The organism is Bacillus sp. 17RED48 (genome assembly GCF_019837545.1).
Taxonomy (GTDB): Bacteria; Bacillota; Bacilli; order Bacillales; family Bacillaceae_G; genus Bacillus_A; species Bacillus_A wiedmannii.
On the sequence record NZ_JADAXG010000002.1, the window covers coordinates 61,862 to 77,179 of the forward strand.

Here is a 15,318-nt window from a genome sequence, read left to right on the forward strand (position 1 = left end):
AAAACATTCTTAAAAATGCGCATACCAAATAAACCCTAACGGGTTTCACTTTTTGATTATGCAATTTTCTTTTGATTTCTTAGTCCATTATACTCATAGACAACACCCAGAATATCAAAGATAGTTTTCTTCTCATATCTGTGAGATTTTCGTCCATTCTTCTGTAGAAGATGGAACAGGCGAATTAAAATCTTTGTTATGCTTCGGGTGTTTTGCTGTATAGCTTGATATAGAATGTATAGATGGTCTTGAATCATTCCGATGGCTTTATATTCGCTTAATTCTCTTTTCTTCTTTTGTAAAATTAATTGTCGCATCTTGAACATAGTAGAAGAACATAGAAAAATAGCGATGAGTTTTCCATAAATATGGCATTCTAATCGCTCTTGTTTGATATTGTGCCAATCATGAATTTGAAATAAGGATTTCCAAGTTTTAAAGATAATTTCAATTTGCCAGCGGAGGGAGTAAAAATCATGGATTTGTTCCATCGGAACCCATTCCAAAGGGGTATTGGTAACATAAATGTTCATACCAGCTAATCGTTTACTTTTCTCTGAGTACGTAATACCCTTTTTACTTTCCGTATACACTTGTTTTTTCTTACGTTCTAGAAATTGTTTTTCAGTTAATCGATATATAATAACTGGTGTAAATAGTTTTTTATCTTTCCCAATGTAAGCATCTGTTATTTCATAGACCTGTCCTAGTTTTAAAGTATTCATAATGTGTTCTAAATCAACTTTGATATAATGAGACTGTTTTTTTACTGTCCCATTTCGAAAGTATTCAGGAAACTCATTTTTGATATACACCATATTGTTTAGTTTAAGCTGCGATATATAATACACACCTCGTTGGTCCATTTGATCTAAATCGTCCATCGAATAATAACCTAAATCCCGAATACATAGATCGCCAGGCCGTAATGTCTTTAAACACTCTGTTCCAAAGGTCTTATCATTATTCTTTCCTGGCTCAACTTGAAAATTCAAAAACTGTCCGCTTTGTAAATCATATTCTAATTGAATCTTTATACCCGCTGTTTGTGCACAACCACCTGATCCAGGATACACACTAGCTAAATGTTTTGGCACTTGAAAAATCGTTGCATCTAAAATACGAATCCGTTGAAAATAGGTGATTGAAGAGCTTGGAATCACGGATGTTTCACAAATTTTATTTTTTAATAATATGGAGAAAATATGTTTTAAAAAACAAACAGCCTTCTTATTTAAACGCTTATTGAGTCCTTCTGATTTCATCAGAGTACCAGTGGCTGCGTGTAATTGACTGCATAGTCGAACGAGAGAATCACTCGCTATACGTTGACTTACCCAGATACATATGGTAGCTAAATCTGAGCCAGAAAACTTACGTTTTCGTTTTATAAATCCAATTTCTCTTGCCAATTCTTCTAAAAATACAGGTGTAATGTATCGTTTTAGTACTTCCGCAAATGGTTGTAATTCATCTTGAATCGAGAGATTCAAGATGAATTACAACTATTTTCTAAAGAGCTGTACCGTCATTTAACCCCTTCTCTTTTGGAAGAACTCGCAAAAAAATTAGGTTTTGTAAAAAGAAAACGAAAGTTTTCAGAAAATGAATTAGCTACCATATGTATCTGGGTAAGTCAACGTATAGCGAGTGATTCTCTCGTTCGACTATGCAGTCAATTACACGCAGCCACAGGTACTCTGATGAAATCAGAAGGACTCAATAAACGCTTTGATAAAAAAGCGGTTGAATTTTTGAAATATATTTTTTCTGCATTATGGAAAAGTAACCTTTGTAAAACATCAGCCATTTCAAGTGCAGCACTCACGTATTTTCAACGAATTCGTATTTTAGATGCGACGATTTTCCAAGTACCGAAACATTTAGCTCATATATATCCTGGATTAGCTAGTTGTTCACAAACAGCAGATATTAAGATTCAATTAGAACATGACTTACACAGCGGACAATTTTTAAACTTTCAAATAGGGCCTGGAAAAAATAATGATAAAACATTTGGAACAGATTGCTTAGATACCTTACGACCGGGTGATCTGTGTATTCGTGATTTAGGCTATTTTTCATTGGAAGACTTAGATCAAATGGATCAGCATGGCGTGTGCTATATATCAAGACTTAAGTTAAACCATACCGTCTATACGAAAAATCCATTTCCGGAATACTTTCGAAATGGGACAATTAAAAAACAGTCACAGTATATCCAAGTTGATTTAGAGAACATTATGCACACGTTAAAGCCAGGACAAACGTATGAAATAAAAGAGGCGTATATTGGCAAGAATCAAAGATTATTTGCAAGAGTAATTATCTACCGATTAACAGAGGAACAAATGCTGGAACGTAGAAAAAAACAAAGCCATACCGAAAGTAAAAAGGAGATTACATTTTCAGAAAAGAGTAAACGATTAACGAGTATCAACATATATGTTACGAATACGCCTTGGGAGGTGGTTCCGATGGAACAAATCCATAATTTTTACTCCCTCCGCTGGCAGATTGAAATCATATTTAAAACGTGGAAATCTCTATTTCAAATTCATCATTGGCAAACTATCAAACAAGAGCGATTAGAATGCCATGTGTATGGAAAACTCATTGCCATTTTTGTCTGCTCTTCCACGATGTTTAAGATGCGCCAACTTCTGTTACAAAAACACAAAAGAGAACTAAGTGAATATAAAGCAATTGGGATGATCCAAGATCACCTATCTCTGTTCTATCAAGCGATACAGAAAAACACCCAAGAAATAGCAAAGATTTTACTCCGTCTGTTTACCCTACTAAAGAAAAATGGACGAAAATCTCATCGATATGAGAAGAAAACTATCTTTGATATTATGGGTGTTATCTATAAGTATAGTGGATATAGAAACAAAAAGAAAGCTGCATAAATAAAAAAATGAAACCCGTTAGGGTTTATTTCATATGCTTATTTTTAATCATTTACCCCATTTAAAGAGATTTTAGTTTGAATAAAAGGTTCCGGTGCAAAAATAGTAGGATATGAAAAAAGAGTAAAATATTCCCAGTAGAATTGAACGTTATGCTGTTAAACCAAAGAGTTCATTGATAAGATATATCTGCCTTTGGACAGACTTCTCCCCTTGGAGCGTTTGCCCTTTTTTGACCATATGCATAGCTTCTATTCCAGCAATCATTTTTGTAGCTGTATGCAATGATTTCAATCCAAGCATATTCCGAATCCGTTTTTTGATAAACCGGTGGTCTTGTTCAATGATATTGTTTAAATATTTTTTCACACGAAGTGGCATACCGTGTGGTATGTACTGTTCGTCTTTTAGTTCTCTTATCGCAACAGGATAGGCTTTATCTCCATCAGCAGTTATAGAACGAGGTCCTATGGCATGACAAGAAGCCAGGGCTTTCTTTAGAAATCGCTTGGCAGCTTTGGCATCTCGTTTACTACTCAAATAAAAATCAATTGTGTTTCCTTCGAAATCAATCGCACGATATAAGTACATTTTTTCGCCTTTGATTTTGATGTATGTTTCATCTACTCTCCAGGAATCATTTGTTTGTTTCAAATGTTTTGGAATACGCTCATTTAATTCAGATCCATATTGATGAACCCATCGCATAATCGTTGTATGGACCAAGGATAATCCTCTTTCTTCCATTATTTCCACCAAATCACGAAGACTGAGGTTGCACCGTTAATACAATGATATCAGGCTGATAATGTTTCCATTTAAATATATTTTCTTTTTCCATACTGATCACAACACCTTTTTAAGTAATAGTACCAGTATGGCCAAATTTGAAAGAACATTTTCAAATCGTTTAGCTTTGTTGAATCAGAATACTTTGTAATAATGCTTATTAACAAGACAGTTACTTTAATTTAAAAAGGACAAGAAAATGAAATAAAAACGTTTCTAATAAGATGGAGGTCAATCCAAATAGCATGGAATTCCATCTCTAAACAATATGGACATAAAATTGAATAATTATTGCTTTCAATTTCAATAGGCATTAAATCTTTTACTTCTCCTCAATATATATTTTCTTAGTTTTTCCAAAATATATATGTGCTAAAAATATCTAATGTTTTACTTAAAATTTACTTATTTGTTATAAAAACATTTTTTCCACCTTTTCAATTAATTAAAGAATTAGTAAAGTAACTAGTAAAAAAATAATAAGAGGAAACAAAAGATTACTATCTACTCTTTTGTTTCCTCTACTCATAAATATTATTTGTACTTTTAAACTCATTCTGTTTCATACTCTATTTTCTAATCAATCAAACATCCCTCAACCCTTTATTTAAATATTTTCCTCTGAAAATCTATTTTAGAGAATAATCTTCTTGTCTCTTAAACCCTTTTAAATCAATATACATCTTAGTTTTTTACTTAAAGCTAAATAATTCCCCTCTAGATCATGCATATAAATAACGCTTATTATTCATAATCGATTCAACTGGAGCTGGTAATAAACCTTTATATTCATCAAATTGACTTAACTTCTGTAAAATATCAGGGAACGTCGCTGCTTCTCCTTGTGTAACATAGTTAGAATCCGAACGCGGATAAGAAACTATCCCTTTTTGATATAGTGCTTGTGTTATATCAAGCGTCTTTTTCGGTGAAAATTTAAAAGCTTTGTTAGCTGTCGCTTGCAGTGCTGATAAATTAAATAAAAACGGCGGCTGAAACTCTTTACGCTCCGTTTTCATTTCTTTTACTACGGCCGGTTTCCCTTGGCAAAATGCTGCAATTTTATTTGCCATATCAGGGTCTTGTAAGCGAGATTCATTGTCTTTCTCCCATTTCCCCTCATACTTCTTTCCTTCTATATTAAAGGTTGCAAACACTTCCCAAAATGGCTCTGACTTAAAGTTCTCTATTTCTTTTTCACGCTTTACAATTAATGCAAGTGTCGGTGTTTGTACACGACCAGCTGAAAATACATCGTTCATTCCTTTTTTCTTTAGCAAAATACTAAAGACACGCGATGCATTCATACCAACGACCCAATCCGCACATGACCTTGTATACGCCTCATAGTACGTATTAATTGTATCTGATTCATCAAGCAAGTTTTTAAACCCTTGGTAAATAGCTTGCTTCGTTAAAGATGAAATCCAAAGACGCTTCATCGGCTTTTGCACGTTGCAAAGATTAATAATGTTTCGTACGATTAATTCCCCTTCACGCCCAGCATCGCCCGCATGAATAATTTCTGTTACCCCCGGATTATGTAACAGCTGTTTCACAACGTTAAACTGTTTATACTTCGACTTTGTTACTTCAAATTGAAAACGCTCTGGAATCATCGGTAACGTATTAAGTGACCATTTTTTCCACTCTGCGTGATAATGCTCTGGATTACATAACTGCGTCAAATGACCAATTGCCCATGTACAGTACGCTCCATTTGGAAATAACTCATTCGCTTCTACTTCTAAATATCCATCTTTCCGGCGATATTTAAATTGTGAAACAAGAGCCAAACCTTGATCTGGTTTCTCGGCTAGGATTAATACGTATCCCATTTATAGGTCAATCTCCTTTACTCTCTATTTTATAAGGTATAAGTCTTGTTCGACCTTTTTAATAAGTCAAACAAGTAAATGCCAAATAATTTAACGCTCAAAAACAAGAAAATTATTTAACACTTTATAATTCCCCTTCGTTAAAAAGTTTCAAATCTTTTTACTTCCTAATCCTATTATTTATTCTAACTCCGCGTAATAGTTTTTAATTTTCATTCCCATAATTTTTTCCGACTACATCAAGGATGTCAAATACACATAACTCTTCTGTCTCTGTCAATTTTATAGTTCTTTTCTTCACTAAATTATATTCATCTACTAAATATGTTTCTTTTGTTTTCCACCATGTATATCCAGATAAAAGTCAACATTACGAATCATTTAATCTGTTTTATATGGAATCCATTTACTACTTTTAGAACAATAATAAATTAAGCTAGCTATTGCTCAACTCAATTCTAAATTCTTTTTAAATATCTTGAAATCTATCCATTAATTTTAAAGCAGCATAAGTATTGAAATATTCTGCATGACTTTTGGCTGTTACAGTTTTAAAGTGTTTAAAACTCTCATACCGCTCACTAATATATTCTATTAAAGAAACAACTAAAAGAGCATAATCGGAATAGATACCACTAAAAATTGTCCAATAATTCCCGTTATTTATTTTTAAAATTTTATTTAAACTTACATATAATTGGTATATTTCTTCGTTTTTAATATCAAACCATTCTTCATTTAAAATACGTTTAGTAGCATAATCATGTTCGTTTGCATTTACAAAAGGGTCTTCTTTTAAAGACTCATATAATGCTAATGTTAATCGATAAAACATGTTACTAAGAAGGTCAGCCACTCTTATTAATTCATTTACAGAGGAATCTTCATCGTCAGATACAGAGTTAAACCCTTGCTGCTTTGCCGCATTAGCGATGCGATTGGTTCCTTCAGGATCGATTTTTAAGTTTACCGTATTTATATCAATTTTTATTTCTTCTAATAGCTTAGATAAGCCAATGAAAACTGGTTTGTAGTCCCATTTATATTTTTCTTTTGGATGGGTTTTAATACGAGCATTTTCTAAGATATATAACATTTCCTGTAAAGTTAACAATTCTTGTTTCTTTCTTTTCACATCATATATATTTCTAATAACTATTTTCAACATCGATTTGAGCTTTTCTAAGAAGTCTGCGGAACTCACTGTACTATTAGAAAATAATCCTGCTAAAAATTCTTCATCTCTATAATTAAAGAGAAATTTGATCACTGAATAGATAAATGCATTTTCATTTGCAATACCAACAGTAAAAGTCACTTCTTTAAAGTATTGCTTAATTAAGTATTCGGTTTTACTATACAAATGGATATGTAATATTATTTCTTCATTATCTAGAAATTGAAACAAATGAGAATAAACCCTTATTGTATTATGTTTAAGTGAATTAAAACCGAATTTAAAATTTTTTTGTTTAATAATACTACCTTTAAACTCTTGATTTTCATTGAGACTGTATATAGTTTTTAAATATCTTTCAATTGTTGAATATTGGTGCTGATATGTTAATTCTTTCTCCTGTTTAAAACCCCAAAAAAAACCTACAAATAAATCATTATTAGATGGTAAGTATATATTTAAACCTTCTCCATCTTTATAAGTAATAGCCCTATCATGGGATGATTCATCAAAATAAAAGTTGAACATCGTTATTTTAGCCCCCATAGTAAATAATAATCCTATTTAGGAAAATTTTTTTAATAATTAATACATCCCTCTCTTTAGGAAAATCCCCTTTATTCTATAAGGGATAAGTATTATCCGACATTTATAATAAGTCACACAAGTAAGCGCCAAATAATATTGCACCTAGAAATGCAAACATTATTTGACGCTTTTTAATTTTACTTCGTTTTAAAAGTATAAATCTTTTAGCTTTCAAACTCTACTATTTCCTCTAGATCCGTATAATAATTTTCATTTTTCATTTCCATACAGTTTTTTCTCTTTTCAGGTGTACGTTGTGCTAGATTATTTTCATTCTAATAAAATATAAATTCATGAATTGTTCTAAAAATATTTAAGTACTTCTACATCCAATCTTTTAAATCAATAGATGCGATGTCTAATTCTGTACTTGTCATGAAAAATTCTTCAGTTTTAGAAAGGACGGCTCTATTTGTTCAATGAAAATCGTTTCTGAAATTAATCCGTTGATATATTCATTATAAATAACTAATTACTTCTTCTACTAATTTTAACATTGTTCTAGATATTTCTTTTACAGCTAACATTAATTTTTCTTTGTCACCTGTGTTATCCTCACTAATCATCTTGAAGCTTTCATAATAAGCATACACATTAAAATGTGTGCCTTTTATCACAAATTTATTTGAACTATCTACATTATACCACTAATCTTTGTTCTGATTATTATCACACCGTGTTTATGGCATATGAAGTTACCTTTTTTCAAATCACTTTCATTAAAACCAAAATATATCAGATGCTCTTTTTGAAAGTAAGATACAAGATATTAGTAATCATAGTCATCCTCTTCTAAAGAGTTATCTTGTGTCTTAAACTTTACAATATTATCTTTTTTATCATCTAACGTAGGATTACCTATTTCTATACGTTTACTGAATTCTTCAATGTACGCAGCGGGATTCCCGAAAGTTTCAGACAGAGCATAATTCACTGTATCTGATTTTGTGCTACCTCTGTTCATCACTTTATCTAACTCTTTTTCAGACCCTATAATAGTATAGAATAATCCGTCTAGCAAAGCCTGTTGATTATTAATTGTTTGTTCTAGTACTTTAATCTGTTCATCCTTTTTGCCAAGCTGTTCTAATAAGCTTTTGGAACTTTTTTGAAGATTATTAATTTTATTTACAATTATATCCAGCAAGTCATTATACGGAAGGAGATATTTAATTAAAGATTCTTTATCTCCGTAATATTTTTCTACTACATCAAGAATATCAAAAACGTCTAAATCTTCCGTTTCAGACAAGGAGATAGTTCTTTTCTTTACTAAATTGTATTCGTCTACTAAATGTTTTCCTTTTGTCTTCCACCATGTATATCCAGGATAAAAATCAACTTTATTATTATCGTATTGCGATTTCACGAATTCGTAGATATCCTTGTATGTGATTTTAGATTTGTTATTGTGGTTTTCATCATATTCAACAATCAGGTGCCTCAATGCCGTCTCTTTTTCTATATCATCTAGAATCCCTTTAGTACCGATTTTATTCATCATCTAAAACTCCTAACATAGACTTTAATTTTGCGATTCGCTTAATGTCTAATTGAATTTCCTTTGATGCGGAAGATAAATCTTGCTTAGTATGATTATTTACGTTTTCGAAGTTATCTAGTTTCAGTTTAAACAGAGACTGTATGAACTTAACTTTCCCTCTTGTTTCTTCATAAAGTAAATTTAGGTCAGAAGCTATAAGATTTCTTTTCTCTTCCATTTCCTGATTAGAAATGGACCAATTTTCACAAAAATAACAGCCGCGGTGTTTCCAATTAAAACTAGGACAGGGCATAGTCTTGTCCATACAGGAGCCCAAATCTAATTTTAAATAGCCCTCTTGTTCCTTTTCATTTATATTCTTGTTGATATAATTTTTTTTACTTTGATTCTCAAAAAAACCTTGAGTATTTGGATGTAAAAATGAAATTTCATTTTCGTTAAATGTAGAGTTTATTGGTTTATAGTGATTAAATTCTTTCTCCATTTTCTGTATTTCAATATCCATCCAGTTTTCCATATGATTGAAATAACTATATTGAGTGTCTTCTGTGATATGTCCTGCTAATCGTTGAATCTCAACCTTGTCATATCCCTGCATCATCATATTAATAATTGCGATGTGTCTTAAATCACCAAGGTTAATCATTGTATCTATACTTCCGACTGCTGAGTCAGAAATAAATGCTTCTTTTGATCTCGTAGCATACTTTGTCCGATAATGCTTATTTATAGAAACAATATTAATGTTATACTTTTCGTGTATTATTTCTTTAAAAAAACTGGCTATTGTATTATTGAAATTGTTATAGTTAAACAAAGCATCTTCATCGTATGTTTTTTTATCGTATCTAAAATAATGACGATACACATTGGGTGAAATTAAATAATTCGATAGTCCATACTGTTCCGAGAGAATTAGATAGTCTTGAAAAAGCTCATACAACTCTTTGGGAATAGGTAACGTGTCGTATTCATTGTTAGTTCGATGTGTACCAATTCGATCGTACTTCATTCTTGGAAATGTGATGAAATGATTCCCGTCCTTTAACGAAAAGCAATTTCTTTTAATGTGACAGAACTCAATTACCCTCATAGGAATAATAGTTGTTAGATTCCACCATAAAACAAGAGGGCAATATTTAAGTAATTCTTCACTTTTGTTTTGTTCTGCTTCTTTGTACCAACTGTCCAAGCATTGTTTTACAGTTAAAATATCTTTAATAGAGGGCAACTCTCTGTAGCTTTTTTCCAACTTGATTTTGGCTTTATACTCGCTCAAATCATTTATGAAATATACAAATTTATCACGATTATAGAATTCTAAAAAATCGACAAGATCCGTAATAAACATATACATAACATTATTAGACACTTTTTGGACTTTATATTGATTTTTTGAACTTCTACGGATGAGATTGAATTCCTGTATCATTTCCAATAATTCATTAGTATCTCTAAGACATTTTGTAGATAAAAAAGCAGCAACAAGAGTTGAAAGCTTTGCCTGCGTTACCTTTAAAGAATTTTCATTTAGTTTTTTTGCTATCCAACATTTTGCTGCAATTAATAATTCCTCTTTATTTTCACTTCCACTAAACCTTAAGAAATCTTCCATTTTCTTATAACTAAAAACTACATCACTTCGTGTAAACTCTTCCTTAAAAATCCATTCATTATCTTTAAAATTGACATGAACTTTTTTTATCCTATTATCATCATAGGCTTCCAATAACCTTTTTGCCTCTTCTACATTCTTGATGACATCAAATCTAGCACTTCTTATATCCTCTGGATTAATACTACTGAAATCTAGCGTTAACGAACTTAAATTTCTGTTTCGCACCACACATGTGACCCCCTTAGTATTCCCGATGTTCTAAATTTTTTTAAACCTTTTGTTGATAAATCAAAACCTAAGTTTTTTATTCGCTCTGTCTTTCCTTTTACAAATCCATCTACAACTTTTCTACCAAATCTACTTCTTGCTTGATCTACAACGTTATGCAGAAGGAAGAACTGGTTTGCAAGTTTCTGTTTTTCACCGATAAGTGCACTATCAAACTCTATTGATATCTTTTCCATCATAAATATATAATTGTCCATTATATTTTCTAGGGCATACACATTAATCATTGATGCCGCACAAGTATCGCACGATGGTCTTTCACCGTATTCATTCTCATATTTACATTCAGAATAGATACATTGGTGGTATCTCTGTTTTGAAGGAAGCGAGCCCGTTAGAGATTGGTAAAAAAGATCACGAAGTCCTTCTAAGTCCAACTCTTCAAGATATTTTAATACATGATTTCTTTCTGTTGCAATTCTGTTGATTAATCCTGCGGTCGCCTCAATTTTAAAAACATCGCCGAAATGCTTATTTACCTCTAACATTCTTCCCGTTTCGATACTTTTATTTGTTTCAGGACCAAAAAGTATATTCGTTAGGGTTTGTGTTACAAATCCAAATTGATTTCTTTCAAATAATTCATCTACAAGATTTTTCACCTGTCCGTCAGAAAGTTTAATATAATGTTTTATAGTAGTTTGAGCTTGTAGGTGGCTTCGGGATACTTGGGATTCTTTTAGCCCTTTCCCCATATGCCTAAGAACTGACCAGATTAGAGTACTTAGCGTTCTATTCATCTTCCTATTTTCAAATTTAAAGTCAGTATTGAAATCTATAAAAAAATCCTTATGTGGATTATACGTTTTCACTAAATGACCTGAAAGTTCTATTAAAGCGGAACTGGTTTCTACTGTTGCACTTCTACGAAATTCACAGATGCTTATTGCAGTTGCAAATGCAATTTTAAGCGGCTCCCCAATTGTGAAAATTCCTTCTGCGCTAACATCAGTTTTATTTACCTTTGTAACATATCTACCGATCTGATAGATAATATTGTTTGCATCCTCTATTGAGGGATCATTTTTCTTTAACCACTCCAAACTTTCAATTGAAGTAGTCGATAGATCAATTCTTGGAATTTGAGTTATTATCGTGCTATGTCTCCAATTATTTGTTAATTGAACTAAGATATATAACCAACAACTGTCATAGCGTTTATATTTTATATAATCCCAAGTCTGAAGTAAGTCACTAACGTCTTGAATTGCCTTTTCTTTATGAAATGCTACTCGATTGGTATATTTGTATAACCCATGGTATTCCTCTAAAGAATATATATCTGTAGCTACTTCCTTAATCCTTTTAAAGTTTCTTGGATCATTTAATTCATCCACGTTATATGGTAAAGGAAGTCCTTCCATAGCAAAGGCTTCAATCATTTGTTTTAAAAAATTGTAAAAATCCCTTTGATAACTTCTCCTAATATTAAGAATGTCGTTAAGAAATTTATTATTGATTTCTTTTCCAGAATACGAGTATATTTCTTGATTAAAAGTAGCGAATATTATTTCCGTACATCGGGCAAATTGATTAGTCTGAAATATAATCCGAGTCTTATCAGACATCCTAGTTCTAAGAAGGAATTTTTCGACATACTGGTACCATAATAATTTCGTATTCCCCTGACTTTTCGTAAATTTAATATTTAGCACTTGTTCAACTTTATATACAAAATCTTTAAAAGGATCTTCTATGGACATAGTATTCATGTCCCAGTAAAGTTTGTAATCCTCCCATAAATTATCAATTTCATCTTTTTCATATAGCTTCATTTGGACACCATAATATGAAATCAGTAGTGCTGGGGGAGCAACCTTTGTTACTTTTATTCGAACCTTATCTTCTGATCCCTTAATATATTTTGCAAAAGCATCACTGTATTTTTTTTGAATTTGCTTCGCTGTATAATAATGCTTGTTATATGTATCAATAAGCCTTTCTTGTTCAAAATGTAATTCGTGTACTTGCTCTTTATTGAAGAGCATTCTATCTCCGTAATGCTCAGAGATTACCAACAAATTTTCTTTTATTAATCTTTTGATAGTCGCATTACTACAATTTAATATCTTCATAGCCTCATCAGAAGAATAATAGCCGTGTTGATTTTTGTATAGCTCAAAGGTATGTGCTCTCCACCCCCATACTTTGTTACCTGCCACCATTTTTATCATTTCAGTTAGTTCTATTGAAATATCTTGCAATACAAATATATCTAAATTACCACCGAGTATTATTTCATCTGGGTTTAATTTTTTATAATATTTGTAAATCGTATACTGACTAACAGACTTTTCTAATTGTCTAAAAAGGGATTTCTTAGGTATATAGTTCCTAAAAAACCGATCTATATCTCCTTTTGAATACAACTCATTAACAGCTCGACCGTACTTTTCATCAAAGTAATTGTTCTCTAAATCAACCTTTGTTATTTTACATTCGGTTGGTAACTCTTGTATGGACTCTTTTAATTTATTAATAAAATATTCGTTATTTTGGTTTTTATTAAACTTCTCCACAGCTATTTCGTATATCGACATATAGTCTTTAAAATTCATTTCTAATTCCTCTTCCAAAATCCTGAACCTCCTTCCACATTTTGTGATTAGTTGGCATGTTTAAGTCGGCTATATTTTCTGATTGGTCAGGAGAAAGTAAAGTTAAAGCCTTTCGTATATTGAAGGTAGCAGTTATGATGTCGAAATAGGATTCCATAGATTGGGTAGATCGATCCCCCCGTAATACTGCGGTTTGTTTTTCATTAAATCCAGCGTCCAAACACATATTAGTAAACACCCCTCTACCAATGTGTGATCGCCATTTAGTTTGAGAGAAGTCTAGATAATCCTGATATCTCCCAGGAGTTCCAAGTAGCATCCCTAAATAGGAATTCTTTAATTTTAAAAATCTCTTATCATACGTATCTGCCGACATTGGATTCCCTTCGGAATCGTAAAACAGTGCAGTGGGGTGCAGTGGTTTCTTTACCTTCTTAAGTACGACTTCTATATGATGCTTATATAAGTATTTTAAAATCGGATCAATCAAGCAGGATTGGTCTCTAGGATTTTTTACCTGCATTGTTGAAACATCGTTAAATCGAGTAAACAAATCATTTTGACGGTCTCTTATAAGCAGCACTAAACCTTCCACGCCATATTCTTGCCCGTTCTGCGATTTTAGAGCCGTTCTAATTAGGTTTACTACCTCTCCTTTACGCAACCCTCCAAATATTTGCAACGCCACTCCAAATGCAATGTCAGGTGTCTCATGCTTCGCTACGTAAAGTATCTCGTGAATATACTGTAAGCGAATAAAGATCCTATTCTTGTTAGATGCATGATTTTGAGGGACTATATCTTTTCTTTTTACTTTTTCACGTAAAAGCGTTTCATCGGTCTTTTTATAGGTAAAATCAATTTTATATACTTTTCTTATTTCTTTTCGGGTTCTTACAGATACTAGCTTGAATTTCGGCTTATACTTTAGCACTTTTTCATCCCATAAATACTTGTAAAACTTAGATAGGAAATTCTCTTTCATTTCCAATGTCCTATTTTTGTTTGATTTCTCATCCACGCAGTATTGTAGATAAGCATTTGCGTGACTCTCTTGTAGATCTTCCAATCCGCTGATATCAGTATATTCCGTCAATTTAAAATTCACTTTGTCTAATATAAAGTTTAAAAAAGGAACGATAATTTGTACTACGGTGAGTTCAGTATTTATAGAACCAGAATTTCTATGATAGTGTTTATATAAAAAATGAGTAATTGGATGCGGGTATGTCTCTCCAGTTATTAAATCTTTTAATACTATGATAAAAGAATTAGTCTTTATAATATTCCCCCCCTGTTTTCGAGGATATTGAACTGCTTTCCAATCAAACTTATATTTATTTTCTATCACCATTTTCTCCAAATAAACCACCCCTAAATTAAGAATAGTCAATGTAAAAAAATTCAAAATCGCTTCTCTGGAAATTCTCCTATGACAAGATCCATAAAACACTTGAATTTCCAAAAAGTACATAAACATCCACTTTAAATTTAGTACTTTTATGCCTCTCTTCATCTAAATTTCCAGAATCTCTTTATGAACTATCGGGGACAAGCTCGTCCCGACCAAGTAACTTACTCCTACAGCCCATATTGTCTCTAGTACTGATGCAGCAGTTAAACTTACATGATAAGTGATATTTCTCATACACATCTCTCCCTTAAACGTTGAAACCAGCAAATAACTAACATATCTAATTAAAGTTAAAACGATTAAGGCTGTAAGTATAATTTCAAGGTCCTGGGTTAAGCACACTCCCAGCGGGGTTCCCCCCGATAATTCACAAATCTCGAATGTCTATAATGTATTATACTGTTTCTAAGTTTTACTTTCAAAATAACTTAAAGAATCCTTACTTGTAGAAACGTCTCTTTTGAAATACAACAAGCGTATAATTTACCAAATTCGACTTTATATATAAGTACTACTGACCTGTTTTCTGTCTTTATTTAAATGTAAAAAGCCAAGATTAACTATTTATTTTATAAAGTTTAATCAGAAATATTTTTTGGGATTTTATTTAGTAAGAAACCACCTTGAAATAA

8 protein-coding genes and 2 pseudogenes are annotated in these 15,318 nt (G+C 31.8%); 1 reads left to right on the top strand and 9 read right to left on the bottom strand.

The window, feature by feature from the left end; all coding sequences use genetic code 11:
• Positions 1-56: 56 nt before the first annotated feature.
• Entirely contained in the window at positions 57-1,493 is a 1,437-nt protein-coding gene (locus ILT06_RS07110; RefSeq protein ID WP_222654970.1) for an IS4 family transposase, read from the bottom strand.
• On the opposite strand from ILT06_RS07110, the gene ILT06_RS07115 reads away from it, so the two are divergent.
• Positions 1,476-2,912, top strand: coding sequence for an IS4 family transposase (locus ILT06_RS07115; protein WP_222654971.1), 1,437 nt, complete (start codon positions 1,476-1,478; stop codon positions 2,910-2,912). The genes ILT06_RS07110 and ILT06_RS07115 overlap by 18 nt on opposite strands.
• Positions 2,913-3,062: 150 nt before the next feature.
• Here ILT06_RS07115 and ILT06_RS07120 read toward each other — a convergent pair.
• The 8 genes and pseudogenes from ILT06_RS07120 to ILT06_RS07155 form a co-directional block, all read right to left on the bottom strand.
• Positions 3,063-3,753: pseudogene (locus tag ILT06_RS07120) on the bottom strand (IS6 family transposase).
• A 679-nt stretch (positions 3,754-4,432) separates the two neighbouring features.
• Positions 4,433-5,539: pseudogene (topB, locus tag ILT06_RS07125) on the bottom strand (DNA topoisomerase III); the annotation flags it as partial.
• Positions 5,540-6,008: 469 nt separating this feature from the next.
• The gene (locus ILT06_RS07130) at positions 6,009-7,244 is read right to left on the bottom strand and encodes a hypothetical protein (RefSeq protein WP_222654973.1); all 1,236 of its coding nucleotides are present in this window, start codon (positions 7,242-7,244) and stop codon (positions 6,009-6,011) included.
• A 518-nt stretch (positions 7,245-7,762) separates the two neighbouring features.
• On the bottom strand, positions 7,763-7,921 hold the full coding sequence (locus ILT06_RS07135; RefSeq protein WP_222654974.1) for a hypothetical protein: 159 nt from the start codon (positions 7,919-7,921) through the stop codon (positions 7,763-7,765).
• A gap of 152 nt (positions 7,922-8,073) precedes the next feature.
• Positions 8,074-8,805: a hypothetical protein gene (locus ILT06_RS07140; protein WP_261784481.1), complete on the bottom strand. Its 732-nt coding sequence runs from the start codon at positions 8,803-8,805 to the stop codon at positions 8,074-8,076.
• Positions 8,798-10,654, bottom strand: a complete 1,857-nt coding sequence (locus ILT06_RS07145) for a site-specific integrase (RefSeq protein WP_222654976.1) — start codon at positions 10,652-10,654, stop codon at positions 8,798-8,800. The genes ILT06_RS07140 and ILT06_RS07145 overlap by 8 nt, the downstream gene beginning before the upstream one ends.
• Positions 10,633-13,290, bottom strand: coding sequence for a helix-turn-helix domain-containing protein (locus ILT06_RS07150; RefSeq protein ID WP_261784482.1), 2,658 nt, complete (start codon positions 13,288-13,290; stop codon positions 10,633-10,635). The genes ILT06_RS07145 and ILT06_RS07150 overlap by 22 nt, the downstream gene beginning before the upstream one ends.
• The gene (locus tag ILT06_RS07155) at positions 13,262-14,626 is read right to left on the bottom strand and encodes a hypothetical protein (protein ID WP_261784499.1); all 1,365 of its coding nucleotides are present in this window, start codon (positions 14,624-14,626) and stop codon (positions 13,262-13,264) included. Before ILT06_RS07155 ends, ILT06_RS07150 begins: the two co-directional genes overlap by 29 nt.
• Positions 14,627-15,318: the final 692 nt, after the last annotated feature.